Consider the following 16,231-nt stretch of genomic DNA (forward strand, 5'->3'; position numbering starts at 1 on the left):
AAGCGCTCCCGGCGTTTTTTTACTCGTCTCATCCATGAGACTCGCCCTGCGGGCCGCCGCACGCGGCGTTGAAAAGCGCTCCCGGCGTTTTTCTGAAAGATGGATGGGATCGTCAACTGGGGTGGTATAATCCGCCTCATTCTGCATTTATCGCGACAGTTATATTTTTAATCTATGCATTGTGCCCGATACAGCGCAGGAACCTGCCGTTCCTGCCAATGGCTGGAAAAAGCCTATCCACAGCAATTATCCGAAAAACAACAACACCTTGCTGATTTGCTACAGTCACGCACGGTTCGGCAATGGCTGCCTGTTTGCCCGTCGGCACAGACGGCGTTTCGTAATAAAGCCAAAATGGTGGTCAGCGGAAGCGTTGAGCGGCCGCTATTGGGTATGTTGCATCGGGATGGCACTGCGGTCGATCTTTGCGACTGTCCGCTCTATCCCGCCGGCTTCCTGCCGGTTTTCGACGTACTGAAGACCTTTATCGCCAAAGCCGGACTGACGCCCTATAACGTCGCGCGTCGCCGGGGAGAACTGAAATACCTGCTGCTGACGCAAAGCACCCTGAGCGGCGCTTTTATGCTGCGTTTTGTCTTACGTTCGGAAAGCAAGCTCGCGCCATTGCGCGCGGCGCTGCCGTGGTTACGGCAGCAACTTCCCCAGCTTGAGGTGATCTCCGCCAATATCCAGCCGGTTCATCAGGCGATTATGGAAGGAAAGACGGAGATCGTTCTCAGCGAAGCTTCCTCACTGGCCGAAGCGTTTAATCGGGTGCCGTTGCATATCCGGCCGCAGAGTTTTTTCCAGACCAATCCGCAGGTGGCCGCCGCGTTGTATGCCACCGCCCGCGACTGGGTAGCCGAATTGAACATTCGCAGTATGTGGGATTTATTCTGCGGCGTGGGCGGCTTTGGTTTGCACTGTGCGTCGCCGCAAGTGCGCCTGACGGGGATTGAAATCAGCCCCGAAGCCATTGCCTGTGCGCGCCGCTCCGCGCGACAGTTGGGGTTAACCCAGGTGGAGTTTCAGGCGCTGGATTCAACACAGTTCGCCACCGCTAAAGCGGAAATTCCTGATTTGGTGCTGGTCAACCCGCCGCGTCGGGGGATCGGAGGCGAGCTGTGCGCCTACCTGAGCCGTATGGCGCCGGATTACATTCTCTATTCCAGCTGTAATGCCGAGAGCATGGCGAAGGATATGGCTGAATTGGACGACTACCGTGTGCTACGGGTGCAACTGTTCGATATGTTTCCGCATACGGCGCACTATGAAGTGCTGGCGCTGTTGCAAAGAAAAGCGTGAGTATGACTACGCGGCGCAAAATGGCCGCGTAGTGTGAGCGGCGAAAAACTTATTGCGGGAACCACTTATCGTTGATGGCCTGATAGGTGCCGTCCGCTTTGATGGCGTCCAGCGCGTTATTCAGTTTTTCCAGCAGCGCCTGATTATCCGGGCGAACCGCGATGCCCAGACCGGTGCCAAAATATTCCGCATCGGTCACGTGCTCGCCGACGGTAGCCAGATTCGGATTGGTTTTAAGCCACTCATTCACCACGGCGGTATCGCCGAACACGCCATCAATACGGCCGTTTTTCAGATCCAGCACCGCGTTTTGGTAGCTGTCGTAAGCGACCGTCTGCACTTCCGGGTGCTTGTCATGCAGGTATTTTTGATGCGTGGTGCCGTTTTCCATACCGATACGTTTGCCTTTCAGTTCAGCAAAGTCGGTGAATTTTCCTTTCTGGGCGATCACTACGGCAGAGTTGGCATAATAAGGCTGGGTGAACGCCACCTGCTTGCTGCGATCCGGCGTAATATCCATCCCTGAAATAACCGCGTCATAGCGACGGAATTTCAGCGCCGGGATCAGGCTGTCAAACGCCTGGTTGGTGAAGGTACAGGTCGCCTGCATCTGTTTGCACAGCGCTTTCGCCAGATCCATATCGAAACCGACGATTTCGTTATTGGCATCCAGAGATTCGAAAGGAGGGTAGGTCGCCGATGAGGCAAAACGGATGGTGTCCGCGGCGGCGGCGCTGAATGTCATTCCAGCCAGTAAGGTGGCGATCAATAATTTTTTCATCTACCTGCTCCAGGTCGGTTCTTTATTTATTTACAGTTAACTGTACGGATTGATTCCGGTTTCAGTTACGGCGTTCAAATACCAGCGCGCGGCGTTCGATCACGCGCATTAACAGGGTAAGCCCCCCATTGACGCACAGATAAATAATACCCGCCGCGCCGAAAACCATCACATCATAGGTGCGTCCGTACATTAGCTGGCTGTAGCCCATCACTTCCATCAAGGTGATGGTGTAGGCCAGCGAGGTGCTTTTAAACACCAGTACGACTTCATTTGAATAAGACGACAGCGCGCGTTTAAAGGCAAAGGGCAGCAAAATACGCAACGTCTGGCGTTGCGACATGCCCAGCGCGGCGCAGGATTGCCATTGCCCGGCGGGGATCGCCTTGACCGCGCCGTAAAACAGCTGCGTGGTATAGGCCGCGCTGTTCAGCGCCAGCGCGACCATCGCACAGAGCCACGGTTGAGAAAGCAGTTTCCACAGCCAGGGAATTTGCTGAATGGACGTGAACTGGCCAGGGCCGTAGTAAATCAGGAAGATCTGAACCAGCAACGGCGTTCCGGTGAACAAGGTGATATAGACTTTCGCCAGCGGCGCAATCACCGGCGTTTTCAAGGTCAGAACGACAGTGAGCAGCAGCGACAGCAGCAGGGCGACGACGATCGCCGCCACCGTCAGCGTCAGACTGGTGTGCAGGCCTTTTAATAGCTCAGGTAGATAAGCGAGCATCAGGAAGGCCTCCGTTCAAAACGCGTCGTCCGCAGCTCAATACGTTTCAGAACGTACTGGCTTAACAGCGTGATCGCCAGGTAAATGGCCGCGGCGACCACGTACCAGGTAAAGGGTTCCTGCGTTCGCGTCGCAATGCTTTTTGTTTGCAGCATCAAATCGTTCACGCTGATCAGCGAAACCAGCGCGGTGTCCTTCAACAACACCAGCCATTGGTTGCCCAGACCCGGCAGCGCATGACGCCACATCTGCGGCATGATCAGGCGGATGAAAATCGCCGATTTGCCCAGTCCCAGCGCCTGACCGGACTCCCATTGCCCTTGTGGAACGGCTTTCAGCGCGCCACGCAACGTTTGGGAGGCGTAAGCGGCGTACAACAGCGCCAGCGCGATAACACCGCACAGGAACGGGCTGATTTCGTACATCTCCATGTCCAGTTTAACCGGAACCTGCACCAGATAGAGATCCAGCGTAAAACCGTCCGCCAGCATCAGCAGCAATTGGGAAGAGCCAAAATAGATAAACAGCACCACCAGAATTTCCGGCAGGCCGCGCAACAGCGTCACCAGCGCGGTTCCACTCCAGCTTACCGCTTTCCAGCGGGCGGTTTCCCAAATGGCAAACAGCATGGCGAGAGTGAGCCCGAGCGCCAGGGCGCAGACGGCAAGGCCGACGGTCATCCCGGCGGCGCTTGCAAGAGGTTGAAATTCAATCATTGAGCGTCAGATTACTGCTGGAACCATTTTTTGTAGATGGTCTGATAAGTGCCATCCTGCTTGATTTTGTCGAGCGCGTCGTTGAATTGTTTTAACAGCGCGTCATTGTTTTGACGAACGGCAATCCCCAGACCCACGCCGAAATAATCTTTATCGGTGACGCTTTCCCCCACCGCGGCCAGATTGGCGTTCTGTTTCAGCCACTCATTCACCACGGCGGTATCGCCGAACACCGCATCCAGCCGACCGTTTTTCAGATCCAGCACCGCGTTCTGATAACTATCGTAAGGAACGGTAGTAATGTCGCTGTGCTTCTCCATCAGGTATTTCTGATGCGTAGTGCCGTTCTGCACCCCGACGCGTTTGCCTTTCAGCGCCGCCGTGTCGGCGACCTTACCTTTCTGAGCGATAAACAGCGCCGAGTTGTCATAGTACGGCTGAGTAAAGAATACCTGCTGCTGACGTTCCGGCGTGATATCCATACCGGCGATAACCGCTTCAAAACGGCGGAATTTCAGGCCGGGGATCAGACTGTCGAAAGCCTGATTGCTGAAGGTGCAGGTCGCCTGCATCTCTTTGCACAGCGCGTTGGCCAGATCGATGTCAAAACCCTGAATTTTATTATTGGCATCCACGAACTCAAACGGGGGATAAGACGCTTCGGTGGCAAAGCGGATGGTGTCGGCGGCGCTGGCCGATGCGCTCAAACCCGCCAGAAGTGCTGCAACGATCAATTTTTTCATCGTGATTTTCCTGATGTTAATCAATGAGATAAGTAGCCGGCGAATTCAGGCGTCTGCGGCTGGGCAAAGTGGCCGGCATCCCCTTGCTCCACGATGCGGCCGTTTTCCATATACACCACCCGGCTGGCCGTCTTGCGGGCAAATTCGACTTCGTGGGTTACGATAACCTGTGTGATCCCGGTTTGCGTCAGTTCATGGATGATGTTCACCACCTGAGCGGTGATTTCAGGATCCAGCGCGGCGGTCGGCTCGTCGAACAGCAGCACCTGAGGCTCCATCATCAACGCGCGGGCAATGGCGACGCGCTGCTGCTGACCGCCGGAAAGGTGCAGAGGATAACGATCGGCAAAATCATTCAGGCGCAGGCGGCTAAGCAGCTTGTCGGCACGCGCCTTTGCCTGATCTTTGCCTAGCCCGAGTACGCGGCAGGGGGCTTCGATCAGGTTTTGAGCGACGGTCAGGTGCGGCCACAGATTATACTGCTGGAAAACCATGCCGACATTCTGACGTAATTCGCGAATAGCGCCATCGGCGGGGACATGACTGAAATCAAACTGATTGCCGGCAATGGACAGCGTGCCGGAGCGCGGCATTTCCAGCAGGTTAAGCACGCGCAGCAGAGAACTCTTGCCCGCGCCGCTTGGCCCAAGCAGCACCAGTGTTTCGCCCGCAGGACAATCCAGAGTGATGTCGAATAGCGCCTGATGCGCGCCGTAGAAACAATTAATGCTGTTTAGTTGAATACTCATGCGTAAGAATTGAATAGACATTGATGCCGCGAATGTTAACGTCGGCAGAATAGTTATGCAATCGCCATGGGTTAAAATTTGCTAACAGGCGACTTATTGCGTAAATAATAGCACAAAATATTAGCGTACGGCTTGAGGGGCGATTTTGCCGGTAAAGCATAATAATCTCCGCCCAATCGGCATAAACATGCCGGCAGGAAATATTGGCGCATAATAGCGTGGTAAGGTAGTACATCCGCTATCGCAGAAAGGCGCTGTCGCGCCGTTAACAGTCAGAGAGTCTATGATGCAATTATCTACCACACCGAGTCTGGAAGGATTTACCATTACCGAATACTGTGGCGTCGTGACGGGGGAGGCGATCCTGGGCGCGAATATTTTTCGTGATTTCTTCGCCGGAATACGCGACATCGTCGGCGGCCGATCCGGGGCGTATGAAAAAGAATTACGTAAAGCGCGGCTGATTGCTTTTAAAGAGTTACAGGAGCAGGCGGCGGATTTAGGCGCCAATGCCGTCGTGGGCATTGATATTGATTACGAGACGGTCGGCAAAGACAGCAGTATGCTGATGGTGACCGTGAGCGGTACGGCGGTAAAAGTGAGCCGTTAGTGAGCGGGTTATCGTCTGTGCAGGAATGTGTTGCAACGGAAACACCATGATTAAATGCATGACTATGCTGATGCTGTTTGTCCTGGCCGGCTGCCAGTCAGCCGCCTCCTGGCGTGATCGAAACGAGTTCCATCTGGTCACCACGCAGGCGTCCCAGGCGCAGGAATCACGTATTCGCTTTCTGGTGATTCACTATACGGCGGAAGATTTCCCAACGTCCCTGAATATTCTGACCGATCAGCGGGTCAGTTCACACTATCTGATCCCGGCCGTTCCGCCGCTGAAGAACGGGAAACCGGTGGCCTGGCGTCTGGTGCCGGAATCGCAGGCCGCCTGGCATGCCGGCGTCAGCGGTTGGCGCGGATTTACCCGGCTGAATAATTCATCGATCGGTATCGAACTTGAAAATCCGGGTTATCGGCAAACGCTGATCGGCATGCGCTGGACGCCCTTTCCGGCGGAGCAAATTGCGCTGCTAACGGCGATAGCCGGTCAAATCGTGGCGCGTTATCAGATTGCGCCACAAAACGTCGTGGCGCACAGCGATATTGCGCCGTTGCGTAAGCAGGATCCCGGCCCGCTTTTCCCTTGGCAAACACTGGCGCAGGCCGGTATCGGCGCCTGGCCGGACGAGGCGAGGGTATCGTTTTATCTCAATGGCAGAGCCGAACGTCAGCCGGTGGACGTCGGGCGTTTGCTGGATAAGCTGGCGCGCTACGGTTATCCGCTGTCCGATGACATGACCGAACGTCAGAAACGGCAGACGATCGCCGCGTTTCAAATGCATTTCCGCCCGGAAAATCATCAGGGACTGGCGGATGCGCAAACCGAAGCCATTGTCGACGCGCTGCTGGAAAAATATGGCGCGGCGGGAAGTTCAAGGCTGTAACCGCGGTCTGACATCAGGCGGTCTCTTCCGCCAGCCGGGCGATGCGCGCGGCCATACCGCGGAAAATAAACAGGTGGGCCGGCATCATCAAGAACCAGTAGACCAGTCCGTTAAAGCCGGCGGGGTGCCAGCGCGCCCGGACATCCAGCGTGCGCTGGGTGCCCCGATCGGTGATGGTAAAAGTGAGTTTCCCCAGCCCCGGCGCTTTCATGCCAAACAGCATCACCAATTGCCGCTGTGGCTTGATGGAGATGACTTTCCAGCCGTCAATTTTATCGCCGATCTCGAGCGTTGGCCGATCCGGACGGCCATAGCTCACACCGTTGCCGCTGAGATCGTCGAGCCTGGCCCGCAGTTTCCACAGCGCATTGGCATAGAAATAGCCCTCTTTGCCGCCGATCTGCTGAACCACCCGCCAAAGCGCCTGGCTGGATGCCGGAGTGGTGACCGAATGCCCGGCCTGTTTGGGATAGAAGCCGTAGTCCGGCTTCCAGCGGGCGCGGACTTCCGTATCGTTGCCCCAGTCGGCGCTTTGAGTGCTTTCCATTTCGCTTTGCAGCGTCGTACGCACGGCCTGATCAAAGGTGAGCAGCGTCTGGGGGATCAGCGCCTGCAATGCCGAGCCATCCGCCTGAAGATCGTGTTTCAGTCCCTGAATAAGCGCGCGGGCCACCGTCGGCGGAACGGAGGTGATCAGGTGCAAAAACCAGACCGAAACCAGATGCGTCGGCATCGGCACGGGGATCAACAAACGGCGTTTGCCGCTGATGGCGATAAAACGCTCAAACAGGGTCTGATAGCTGATATATTCCGGACCTGCCGCATCCATAATGCGGTGTTCCGGGGCCGGATGAAGGCGGATCTCGGTCAGGTAGACCAACAGGTTTTCCAGCGCAATCGGAGAAGATTTGGAGCGCACCCAGCGTGGCGGCGTCAATACCGGCAGGTTGTACACCATATCCCGCATGATCTCGAATGCGGCCGAACCTGCGCCGACAATAATGCCGGCCCGCAGTTCCGTGACCGGTATGCCGCTGCCGCGCAGAATGTCTCCGGTGATTTTGCGGGCCTGCAAGTGCGGAGAACTGTCATTTTTCGCCTGTAGCGCACCCAGATAAACAATGTGTTTTACCCGGCTGGCGGGCAGCGCCAGCAACAGATTCATGGCCGCGACACGCTCTTTAGCGATAAAGTTTTCACCATCCCCCATGCTGTGAACCAGATAATAGAGCGTTTCCGCGCCCCACAGCCCTTCGGTCAGCGTTTCGGGTTTACACAAATCAACCGACCGACACGTCACTCCCGGCCAGCGCTGCGCGTCAATGGCGTCTATCCGGCGGGCGGCGGCAATCACCGGCAACCCCTGCCGACTGAACCGTTCGGTTAAGTGACGGCCGATATAGCCGCTGGCGCCCAGAATCAGAATCGGGGCGGGATGGGATGTCATAACGAATAGGCTCCGGAGGACAAATCGCGATACGGTTTATTACTATAGCCGGGAACGGGGAAAACAACAGTAAAGCGATGCATGATGGCGGTGAGCGCGCCATCATGGCTGGAAAGGCCGGCTGTCTGGCGGCGTCGGGCCAGAACCCTGTAGCTGTAGGGTTGACGGCGTATAAATTCATCAGGCGGCGAGAATGGCGTTCATATCCTGTGCGACGGTGGTGATTGGCCGCATGCCGAATTTCTCATGCAGAATGGCCAGCAGATTGTCCGTCAGGAAGCCCGGCGCGGTGGGGCCGGTGTAGATATTTTTCACCCCAAGGGACAGCAGGGTTAACAGAATGACGATGGCTTTCTGTTCAAACCAGGACAGCACCAGACTGAGCGGCAGATCGTTTATGCCGCAGCCCAGTTTTTCAGCCAGTTTCACCGCCAGAATAATGGCGGAGTAGGCGTCGTTGCACTGACCGACATCCAGCAGACGAGGCAAGCCTTCCAGAGTGCCGAAATCCAGCTTGTTGAAGCGGTATTTGCCGCAGGCCAGCGTCATGATGAGGCAATCGTCGGGCACATTGCGGGCAAAATCGGTGAAGTAGCTGCGCTCTTCACGGCTGCCGTCGCAACCGCCGACCAGAAAGACGTGGCGCAATTTCTTTTGCGCCACCAGATCGATCACCGTATCGGCGGCGCTTAGCAGGGTTTCGCGGCCGAAGCCGACGGTAATCCGGCGCTCTATTTCACTGTAGGGGAAGCCCTCCAGGCGTTGCGCCTGGGCAATCACCGGGCTGAAATCGTCGCCTTCCAGATGGTTGACGCCCGGCCAGCCGACGATGCTGCGCGTCCAGATGCGATCGCCGTAGTTGCCGACGTTCGGGTCGATAATACAGTTGGAGGTCATGACGATCGCACCGGGGAATTTGGCGAATTCGTTTTGCTGATTCTGCCAGCCGCTGCCGTAGTTCCCGACCAGATGTTTGAATTTTCTCAGCTCCGGATAACCGTGCGCCGGCAACATTTCGCCATGCGTATAGATATTCACCCCGGCGCCTTCGGTCTGTTCCAGCAGCATACGTAAATCTTTCAGGTCATGACCCGAAATCAGAATGGCGTTACCGGCGACAGAGCGGACGTTGACGCGGGTGGGCGTCGGATGACCATAGGCTTCCGTTTCGCCGCGATCGAGGATCGCCATCACCTTAAAGTTCAACTGACCGATGCTCATGGCGTTGTTCAGCAGGGTATCCGCATCGGCGGGCTGCGTACCCAGCCAGGCCATAAAAGCATGGTATTGCGCATAAATGGTTTCATCGTACTGGCCCAGCACATGGGCATGTTCCATATACGCCGCGGCGCCTTTCAGCCCATACAGGCAGAGCATACGTAAACCGTGAATGTCATCCCCCACGCTGGCCTTATCATTATCAAGAGCGTAACCGGCCGCCTGTCGCAGCAGCGTCGGAATATCGTTTCCCGCCAGTTGAAGTTCCGCCAACGGATGATCGACCGCTGCCTGCGCATCGAGCAGACGACAGCGAATCGCCAGCGATTGACGTAGCGCGATTGCCTGCCGCGTGTAACCGACAATCCGCTGCGAATCGAAGTTAACGTTGGTCAGGGTGGAGAAAAAGGCGCGTGGCGCAAAGCCGTCAATATCGTGATCGATAATCTCCAGTTCGCGGGCTTTCAGCGCCCAGGCCGATAGCCCTTGCAGCACGGCAACCAGCAGATCTTGCAGATCGGAGGTTTCCGCGGTTTTACCACACATGCCCCGAGCATAAGAGCAGCCATTTCCTGTCGGGGTATGAATGGTTTGTTCACATTGCACGCAAAACATAATGATTCCTTTTTTAAAGTTGTATTTAAAATACTTGTTTGAAGCATAGAGGTTCACGGCATAGCGAAAAAGGCGTTTTTAACGCAACGTGGGATAAACTTGATTTAGCGCAACTTTGTTCGCGGGCAATGAAAACGACACTTAATCACTGCCCGCGATAGGACGGGAAAACAGCGGGGGAAATGAACGGCTAGGATGAAAATACGGCCATCAGGATCGGCGCGGCAAGACTTAACAGAAAACCGTGCACAATGGCTGCGGGAACCATTTCCACGCCGGCGCTGCGCTGCAACACCGGCAAAGTGAAGTCCATCGAGGTTGCGCCGCAAAGCCCCAGGGCGCAGGAACGGTTACGCTGCGCCAGCGCGGGGATCAGCATAATGGCCAACAGTTCACGGGTCAGATCGTTAAAAAAGGCGGCGCTGCCGATGACCGGCCCCAGGGCGTCGGTCAGCAGAATGCCGGATAACGAATACCAACCATAGCCAGAGGCTATCGCCAGCCCGGTTTTGAGCGGCAGGCCGAGCAGCCAGGCGGCGAGCAGGCCGCCTGCCAGTGCGCTGACGCCGACAATCAGCGCCACCATCATGCCCCGGCGGTTCAACACGATCTGACGCAGCGTCATTCCGCTGTTGCGCAACTGTATTCCGACGAAAAACAGCAACAGGATCAGGGCATACTCGCTGCCCTGACTGGCATAGGTCAGGCCCGGCCATTGCGTTAATCCCAGCAGAAAACCGCCAAATACCACCAGACACAGCTTGAGGGAATCCAGAATCATATGCAGGCGCGAGGGCGGCGTTTGCTGTTCATGTCTACCGCGCCATGCATAGCGTTTTTCCAGCAACCACAGCGCCGCGATATTCAGCGTAACAATGCAGGCGGTACAGACGGCGGTGTACTGAAAGATCAGCAGCAGATTGCTGCTGAGGTTATCCAGAAACGCCAGGCTGATGCCCATTAAAAACAGAATGACATACACCATCCAACTTAATAACTGATTAATTGCCTGTAAGATTTTTTTGACGCGCAGCGGCACCAGATAGCCAAGCATAAGCGGCACTAAAATGATTAATAACCCTGAATACATCACAGAATGGGCGTCCTTAGCGAGAAAAGCCGGCGGCGGAAGGGGAAAATGACATAATCTATTAAAATTAAACAAATTATCATCTTGAGTAAAGTATCGTCTGGCGGGATAACCTGCAACAGGTTGTTTTGCTATCATGTCATAACGGCGAGACGGAAACGGGAGACGTGGATGTATCTGGAAAACGTAGAGATTCTGGGGTTCCGGGGGATTAATCGCCTGTCATTGGTACTGGATGATAATACCGTGCTGATAGGCGAGAACGCCTGGGGAAAGTCCAGCCTGCTGGATGCGTTATCGCTGCTGCTGGCGCCGACATTGCCCCTGTATCATTTTGAATTACAGGACTTCTATTTTAAGCCGGGTGACGAAAACAGCCGTGAGCGTCATTTGCAGATCATTTTTACCTTTTGCGAAAATGCGCCCGGACACCATCTCGCGCCGCGTTATCGTCCGCTCAAACGCGTCTGGGTCGAAGGCGATGCGTCGTTGCACCGCATTTTCTATCGGCTGGAAGGCGAAGTGGATGAAAGCCGGGCCGTCTTTACCTGGCGCAGTTTTCTTGATGCGCAAGGGCATCCGATTGCGTTAAGCAATATTGACGAACTGGCCCGTGAAGTGATCCGTTTGCATCCGGTGCTGCGTCTGCGGGACGCCCGCTTTATGCGGCATTTACGTTCGGGAACCCTGGCCGTCACCGCGGACAACGGCAATGAAAAGCTGGCGCAGCAGTTTGAACAACTGATGGGCGAACTGGCTAAAAATCCGCAGAAACTGACGGATAAAGAACTACGGCAAGGTCTGGCGGCGATGCGCCAATTGCTGGAGCACTATTTTTCTGAACAAAGCGCCACCCTGAATGAGCGGCGGCATCATCGTCATGAACGGATGCATAACGGCAAATCCTGGCGCTCGCTGGATAACATCAACCGGCTGATTGCCGATCCGAAGAGCCGCAGCCGCCGGATTATTTTGCTTGAGCTATTTTCCACGCTGCTTCAGGCCAAAGGCGCGGTGGCGTTGGATCCGCATTCCCGTCCTCTGCTGGTGATCGAAGATCCTGAAACGCGACTGCATCCGATTATGCTGTCGGTGGCGTGGGGATTACTGATGCAGTTGCCGCTACAGAAAGTCACCACCACCAATTCCGGCGAACTGCTGTCGCTGGTGCCGATGGAGCAGGTGTGCCGGCTGGTGCGGGAATCATCGCGCGTAGCCACCTACCGTATCGGCCGACAAGGGATGAGCGCGGAAGACAGCCGCCGCATTGCCTTTCATATTCGCTTTAATCGGCCCGCGTCGCTGTTTGCGCGTTGCTGGCTGCTGGTGGAGGGGGAAACGGAAGTCTGGATGTTGAATGAGCTGGCGCGTCAGTGCGGTCATCATTTTGAGGCTGAAGGCGTCAAAGTGATTGAGTTTGCTCAATCGGGGCTGCGGCCGCTGTTGAAGTTCGCCCAGCGGATGGGGATTGAATGGCATGTGCTGGTGGATGGCGACGATGCGGGGAAAAAGTATGTGGCAACGGCGCAAAGCCTGCTGGCGGCACAGGGCGAAAGCGATCGGGATCATCTGACCGTCTTGCCCGCGCTGGATATGGAGCACTATATGTATCGTGCCGGATTCGGACATGTCTATCACCGCGTCGCGCTGCTGCCTGAAAAGGTGCCGTTATCCATGCATAAAATCATCCTCAAAGCGATTCAGCGCTCCTCAAAACCCGATTTGGCTATCGAGGTGGCGATGGAAGCCGCGACGATGGGAAGCGACGCGATCCCGCCCTTGATTCGCAGCATGTTTTCCCGGGTGCTGTGGCTGGCGCGCGGGCGCGCCGATTAGCGCGCCGGGGCGGTGAAAGACGCATTACAAGGGGAGGGCGAACCCGGCTTCCGGCGGCATAAAAATGCTGGCCGATAGGCGACCAGCATTTTGTCTTACCCGAGTAAATGTCAGAAATCGTTGAAAGACAGTAAGAGTCAGGAAACAGCCTCGCTCACCAGTGGCACGATCAGACTGGCATGATTTCCTTTCGGTCCCTGATGAACATCAAACCTGACGACCTGTCCGGCCTTTAGCGTTCGGTATCCGTCCATTTGAATAGTTGAGTAGTGAGCGAAGATATCTTCGCCGCCCCCTTCAGGACAGATAAAACCAAAACCCTTGGCGTTATTGAACCATTTAACAGTACCTGTCTCCATACATCGACATCCTTCGAAAGAGTATTCTTTTATGTGTAAGGTGAGGTTATTTGGTTAAACTGAATACGAATTGATTAAAACCTCATCAATTCAATTCTACACTTTAGTGAAATCGATCCCGGCGTCAAGCAAGGGGGGCGGGGGAGTTTTTCAAAGTTTGATGCAGATAACGCTATTGACGGCGACGGTTCAGGATTTCGCAGTCAATTCGCGAGATGACAAAGATTGATTTTTGCTTTCTCGCCACCATTTAATTAGCTAAATGGAAAAATGAAAACCAGACGTGCTACTGTAAATACTGATGAGCACGATGATATTCAGACGACATTGGGCAGAGAATGGGAAACAACAGTACGTGGTCGCAGTCGGAACAACTGACCGCCGATCAACTCAAAGAAAAATTACAACCTCCATCAATGTATAAAGTGCTATTAAACAATGATGATTATACACCGATGGAATTTGTTATTGACGTTCTGCAAAAGTTCTTTTCTTATGATATTGAACGGGCGACGCAATTGATGTTGACGGTTCATTATCAGGGAAAGGCGATTTGTGGCGTATTCAGTGCTGAAGTGGCTGAGACCAAAGTTGTACAAGTAAATCGTTATGCCAGAGAAAATGAGCACCCGCTGCTCTGTACGCTGGAAAAAGCCTGAAGTCAGGCAATTTATTGGGGGAGGTGCCTATGCTCAATCAAGAACTGGAACTCAGTCTCAACATGGCTTTCGCCAGAGCGCGTGAGCACAGACACGAGTTTATGACCGTGGAGCATTTGCTGTTGGCACTGCTCAGTAATCCGGCCGCACGTGAAGCACTGGAAGCCTGTACGGTGGATTTAACCGCGCTCCGTCAGGAGCTGGAAATCTTTATTGAACAAACCACGCCAACGCTGCCGCAAGCGGATGAAGAGCGTGAAACGCAGCCGACGCTCAGTTTCCAGCGCGTGTTGCAGCGGGCGGTTTTCCACGTTCAGTCGTCGGGACGCAGCGAAGTGTCCGGGGCGAATGTGCTGGTCGCCATTTTCAGCGAGCAGGAATCGCAGGCCGCGTACCTGTTGCGCAAGCATGATGTCAGCCGTCTGGACGTGGTGAATTTTATTTCCCACGGGACGCGCAAAGAAGAATCCGGGCAGGCGCCAAACCCGGAGAACCCTGTCAATGAAGAACAGACCGGAGGGGAAGACCGTATGGAAAACTTCACCACCAATCTGAATCAGCTTGCGCGCGTCGGCGGAATCGATCCCCTGATTGGTCGGGATAAAGAACTGGAGCGAACCATTCAGGTGCTATGCCGCCGCCGTAAGAATAACCCGCTGCTGGTAGGGGAGTCCGGCGTGGGTAAAACCGCCATCGCTGAAGGCCTTGCCTGGCGTATCGTGCAAGGCGACGTGCCGGAAGTGATGGCCGACTGCACGCTGTATTCGCTGGATATCGGTTCGTTACTGGCGGGCACCAAGTATCGCGGCGACTTTGAAAAGCGTTTCAAAGCGCTGTTGAAACAGCTTGAACAGGATAAGAGCAGTATTCTGTTCATTGATGAAATACATACGATTATCGGCGCGGGCGCGGCCTCCGGCGGTCAGGTCGATGCGGCCAACCTGATTAAGCCGCTGTTATCCAGCGGCAAGATCCGCGTGATTGGTTCTACCACCTATCAGGAGTTCAGCAATATCTTTGAAAAGGATCGGGCGCTGGCGCGTCGTTTCCAGAAAATCGATATCACCGAACCGAGCGTGGAAGAAACCGTGCAGATTATTAACGGCCTGAAGCCGAAATATGAAGCGCATCACGACGTCCGTTATACGGCGAAAGCGGTGCGCGCGGCGGTAGAGCTGGCGGTGAAATACATCAACGATCGTCACCTGCCCGATAAGGCGATTGATGTTATCGATGAAGCGGGGGCCCGCAGCCGTTTGATGCCGATCAGCAAGCGTAAGAAAACGGTTAACGTGGCGGATATCGAATCCGTGGTGGCGCGTATCGCCCGCATTCCTGAAAAGACCGTGTCCGCCAGCGATCGCGATGTGCTGAAAAATCTGAGCGATCGTCTGAAGATGCTGGTGTTCGGTCAGGATAAGGCCATTGAAGCGCTGTCTGAATCCATCAAGATGAGCCGTGCGGGATTGGGCCACGAGCGCAAACCGGTGGGGTCGTTCCTGTTTGCCGGGCCGACCGGGGTGGGTAAAACGGAAGTTACGCTGCAACTGGCGAAAGCGCTGGATATCGAGCTGTTGCGCTTCGACATGTCCGAGTACATGGAACGCCACACCGTCAGTCGTTTAATCGGCGCGCCTCCGGGGTATGTCGGTTACGATCAGGGCGGCTTGCTGACGGATGCGGTGATTAAACATCCTCACGCGGTGTTGCTGCTGGATGAAATCGAGAAGGCGCATCCCGATGTCTTTAACCTGTTGTTGCAGGTTATGGATAACGGCACCCTGACGGATAACAACGGCCGTAAAGCCGATTTCCGCAACGTTATCGTGGTGATGACCACCAACGCCGGCGTACGGGAAACCCAGCGTAACTCTATCGGGATTATCCAGCAGGATAACAGTACCGACGCGATGGAAGAGATCAAGAAAGTGTTTACGCCTGAGTTCCGTAACCGTCTTGACGGCATTATCTGGTTCAACCATTTGTCCGCCGAGGTTATTCAGCAGGTGGTGGATAAATTCATCGTGGAATTGCAGGCACAGTTGGATGCGAAGGGCGTATCGCTGGAAGTCAGCGACGAAGCGCGAGACTGGCTGGCGGAGAAGGGTTACGACAAAGCGATGGGCGCGCGGCCTATGGCCCGGGTAATGCAGGAAAACCTGAAGAAACCCCTGGCGAATGAACTGCTGTTCGGTTCATTGGTGGATGGCGGTTCGGTCAAAGTCGAGTTGGATAAAGACACTCAGCAATTGACCTATGGTTTCCAGAGCGCTCAGAAACGTAAAACCGAAGGCGCGATTCACTAAGGGCGATACTCCCTGCGTTGAATAGCGGCAAAGTCAAAAAGGGTGGTGCATAGCGCATCGCCCTTTTTTTGATCGTCGGTTTTTTTCCCTGCGGCGGGGAACAACCAAAAGCAAAAGCCCTTGCCGAAAACGGAAAGGGCAGCAGAGGTGGTACATCCTCGAATATCGCTGCTGTCAG

The 16,231-nt window shown here is 55.0% G+C and carries 15 protein-coding genes; 6 read left to right on the forward strand and 9 right to left on the reverse strand.

The window, feature by feature from the left end:
- Positions 1–174 precede the first annotated feature (174 nt).
- Positions 175–1,305, forward strand: coding sequence for a 23S rRNA (uracil(747)-C(5))-methyltransferase RlmC (rlmC, locus tag JG725_RS01280; protein ID WP_199376208.1), 1,131 nt, complete (start codon positions 175–177; stop codon positions 1,303–1,305).
- Positions 1,306–1,354: 49 nt separating this feature from the next.
- On the opposite strand, the gene artJ (JG725_RS01285) is transcribed toward rlmC, so the two are convergent.
- The 5 genes from artJ (JG725_RS01285) to artP form a co-directional block, all read right to left on the reverse strand.
- The gene (artJ, locus tag JG725_RS01285) at positions 1,355–2,086 is read right to left on the reverse strand and encodes an arginine ABC transporter substrate-binding protein (RefSeq protein ID WP_172288168.1); all 732 of its coding nucleotides are present in this window, start codon (positions 2,084–2,086) and stop codon (positions 1,355–1,357) included.
- Positions 2,087–2,147: 61 nt separating this feature from the next.
- Positions 2,148–2,816 carry an arginine ABC transporter permease ArtM gene (gene artM / locus JG725_RS01290; protein ID WP_172288166.1) on the reverse strand — a complete coding sequence of 223 codons (669 nt, stop codon included), beginning with the start codon at positions 2,814–2,816 and terminating at the stop codon, positions 2,148–2,150.
- Positions 2,816–3,532, reverse strand: a complete 717-nt coding sequence (artQ, locus tag JG725_RS01295; RefSeq protein WP_172288164.1) for an arginine ABC transporter permease ArtQ — start codon at positions 3,530–3,532, stop codon at positions 2,816–2,818. The genes artM and artQ overlap by 1 nt, the downstream gene beginning before the upstream one ends.
- Before the next feature lie 11 nt (positions 3,533–3,543).
- Positions 3,544–4,275 carry an arginine ABC transporter substrate-binding protein gene (gene artJ / locus JG725_RS01300; RefSeq protein WP_172288162.1) on the reverse strand — a complete coding sequence of 244 codons (732 nt, stop codon included), beginning with the start codon at positions 4,273–4,275 and terminating at the stop codon, positions 3,544–3,546.
- 20 nt (positions 4,276–4,295) lie between these two features.
- Positions 4,296–5,024: an arginine ABC transporter ATP-binding protein ArtP gene (artP, locus tag JG725_RS01305; protein WP_172288808.1), complete on the reverse strand. Its 729-nt coding sequence runs from the start codon at positions 5,022–5,024 to the stop codon at positions 4,296–4,298.
- A gap of 286 nt (positions 5,025–5,310) precedes the next feature.
- On the opposite strand from artP, the gene JG725_RS01310 reads away from it, so the two are divergent.
- Positions 5,311–5,634 carry a heavy metal-binding domain-containing protein gene (locus JG725_RS01310; protein ID WP_199377181.1) on the forward strand — a complete coding sequence of 108 codons (324 nt, stop codon included), beginning with the start codon at positions 5,311–5,313 and terminating at the stop codon, positions 5,632–5,634.
- Positions 5,635–5,680: 46 nt separating this feature from the next.
- Positions 5,681–6,523, forward strand: coding sequence for an N-acetylmuramoyl-L-alanine amidase (locus tag JG725_RS01315; RefSeq protein WP_199376210.1), 843 nt, complete (start codon positions 5,681–5,683; stop codon positions 6,521–6,523).
- 13 nt (positions 6,524–6,536) lie between these two features.
- Here JG725_RS01315 and JG725_RS01320 read toward each other — a convergent pair whose 3' ends face one another.
- The 3 genes from JG725_RS01320 to JG725_RS01330 form a co-directional block, all read right to left on the reverse strand.
- Entirely contained in the window at positions 6,537–7,970 is a 1,434-nt protein-coding gene (locus tag JG725_RS01320) for a DUF2867 domain-containing protein (RefSeq protein WP_199376212.1), read from the reverse strand.
- A gap of 180 nt (positions 7,971–8,150) precedes the next feature.
- Positions 8,151–9,803: a hydroxylamine reductase gene (gene hcp, locus JG725_RS01325; protein ID WP_199376214.1), complete on the reverse strand. Its 1,653-nt coding sequence runs from the start codon at positions 9,801–9,803 to the stop codon at positions 8,151–8,153.
- 190 nt (positions 9,804–9,993) lie between these two features.
- The gene (locus tag JG725_RS01330) at positions 9,994–10,893 is read right to left on the reverse strand and encodes a lysine exporter LysO family protein (RefSeq protein WP_172288154.1); all 900 of its coding nucleotides are present in this window, start codon (positions 10,891–10,893) and stop codon (positions 9,994–9,996) included.
- A 171-nt stretch (positions 10,894–11,064) separates the two neighbouring features.
- Between JG725_RS01330 and JG725_RS01335 the strand changes: the two genes are divergently transcribed.
- On the forward strand, positions 11,065–12,729 hold the full coding sequence (locus JG725_RS01335; protein WP_172288152.1) for an ATP-dependent endonuclease: 1,665 nt from the start codon (positions 11,065–11,067) through the stop codon (positions 12,727–12,729).
- A gap of 137 nt (positions 12,730–12,866) precedes the next feature.
- Here the strand turns inward: JG725_RS01335 and cspD are convergent, their stop codons facing one another.
- Positions 12,867–13,088 (reverse strand): cold shock-like protein CspD, encoded by a 222-nt coding sequence (gene cspD, locus JG725_RS01340; protein ID WP_109055519.1) that lies wholly within the window; start codon positions 13,086–13,088, stop codon positions 12,867–12,869.
- Positions 13,089–13,426: 338 nt separating this feature from the next.
- Between cspD and clpS the strand changes: the two genes are divergently transcribed.
- Together clpS and clpA are read left to right on the forward strand one after the other, a co-directional pair.
- Positions 13,427–13,747: an ATP-dependent Clp protease adapter ClpS gene (gene clpS / locus JG725_RS01345; protein ID WP_172288150.1), complete on the forward strand. Its 321-nt coding sequence runs from the start codon at positions 13,427–13,429 to the stop codon at positions 13,745–13,747.
- Positions 13,748–13,776: 29 nt separating this feature from the next.
- A complete protein-coding gene (gene clpA, locus JG725_RS01350) occupies positions 13,777–16,053 on the forward strand; it encodes an ATP-dependent Clp protease ATP-binding subunit ClpA (RefSeq protein ID WP_199376216.1) in 2,277 nt (758 codons plus the stop codon).
- The last annotated feature ends 178 nt before the right edge of the window (positions 16,054–16,231 follow it).

This window comes from Brenneria sp. L3-3C-1 (assembly GCF_016456245.1).
GTDB lineage: Bacteria > Pseudomonadota > Gammaproteobacteria > Enterobacterales > Enterobacteriaceae > Brenneria.